This is a genomic window from Tabrizicola oligotrophica (assembly GCF_011008935.1).
GTDB lineage: Bacteria > Pseudomonadota > Alphaproteobacteria > Rhodobacterales > Rhodobacteraceae > Tabrizicola_A > Tabrizicola_A oligotrophica.
The window spans coordinates 1-1,409 of the sequence record NZ_JAAIVJ010000035.1 but is presented as its reverse complement, the minus strand read 5'-3'; the positions used below and the strand labels follow the sequence as shown (position 1 = coordinate 1,409).

The window sequence follows — 1,409 nt, the reverse complement described above, 5'->3', positions numbered from 1 at the left end:
GTAAGCGTCCGGCCTGACCGCCCTGCCGCGTGGTGAGAGAGGCGGATAGTGTCCACCATCGATAGTGGACACTATGGTGATGGCGTGGCGCGTCGGACGAAGCGACTTTGGACGGATGAGGAGAAGCGGTCGATCTGTTTCCAGACGGCGGCGCCGGGTGTTTCCGTGGCTCAGGTGGCGCGGCGCTACGCGGTGAACGCGAACCTGATCTTCAAGTGGCTGCGCGATCCCCGTTATGCGCCAGACCCCGCCTCGGTTGCGCCCCCAGCAGAGGAGGCGCGGTTTCTGCCCGTAGAGATCGTCGCGGAGACCAGGTCTACCCCGGCGGCACCTGCCGCCGAGAACCACATCGAGATCGAGCTGGCGGGCGGTCACCGGATGCGGATCAGCGGCCGCTATGATCCTGAGGCGCTGGCGCGGCTGATCCGGGGCCTGACAGCGTGATCCCGGTTCCGGCCAACACGCGGGTCTGGCTGGCGGCGGGCGTTACCGACATGCGCAAGGGCTTTGCCGCGCTCGCGGCACAGGCCGAGGCGGTGTTGAAGCAGGACCCCTTTGCCGGGCATCTGTTCGTCTTCCGTGGCCGTCGTGGCGATCTCGTGAAGGTGATCTGGTGGGATGGTCAAGGCGCCTGCATGTTCCTGAAGCGGCTGGAGAAGGGGCGGTTCGTCTGGCCCTCGGCCAAGGAGGGGAAGGTGGCGCTGACGCCTGCGCAGCTGTCGATGCTGCTGGAGGGGATCGACTGGCGGGCACCGCAGCGGACGTGGCGGCCCCTGGCAGCGGGATAATCTGCAGGGCTTGCAAGAGAAGGATTCCTACAAGGAATACAGTGGGATAAACTTCCCGCATGCTCGATCAGACCCTGACCCTGCCGGAAGATCCCGAGGAACTGCGCAGCTTCACCGCGCGGCTGCTTGCGGAGGTGAGGGCTCAGGCGATCCTGATCGAGAAGCTGCGCCATCAGCTGGCAGGGCACCGGGCGCATCGGTTCGGTGCCTCGTCGGAAACGGCAGAACAGCTTCAGCTTGCCCTTGAGACCAGCGAGATCGCCGCCGCCGCGATGACCGCGCGGATGAAGCTGCCGGACATCGAGGAGAAGGACAAACCGAAGCGGCGTCCGATCCCGGACCATATTCCCCGGATGGAAGTGGAACTCAGCCCCGGCTCGGATGCCTGTGCCGATTGCGGCGGGCGCTTGCGTCGGATCGGTGAGGATGTGACCGAGGAACTGGAATACGTCCCCGGTAGGTTTATCGTGAACCGCATCGTCCGGCCCCGGTTGACCTGCTCGTGCTGCGAACGCTTCGTGCAAGCCCCGCTCCCGTCGCGGCCCATCGAACGCGGCCGCCCCGGGCCGGGTCTCTTGGCCCATGTGCTGGTCAGCAAGTATGCCGATCATCTGCCACTCT

3 protein-coding genes are annotated in these 1,409 nt (G+C 65.8%); all 3 read left to right on the top strand.

Translation table 11 applies throughout. The features are described 5' to 3' along the window. Window positions 1-48: 48 nt before the first annotated feature. Complete coding sequence (tnpA, locus tag G4Z14_RS18695; RefSeq protein ID WP_164628475.1) at window positions 49-444, top strand: IS66-like element accessory protein TnpA; 396 nt, start codon at window positions 49-51, stop codon at window positions 442-444. Continuing rightward, a complete protein-coding gene (gene tnpB / locus G4Z14_RS18690; protein WP_164628472.1) occupies window positions 441-788 on the top strand; it encodes an IS66 family insertion sequence element accessory protein TnpB in 348 nt (115 codons plus the stop codon). Before tnpA ends, tnpB begins: the two co-directional genes overlap by 4 nt. Before the next feature lie 59 nt (window positions 789-847). Next, window positions 848-1,409: IS66 family transposase zinc-finger binding domain-containing protein (locus tag G4Z14_RS19195; protein WP_321573078.1), on the top strand; the 562-nt coding region annotated here is incomplete at its 3' end.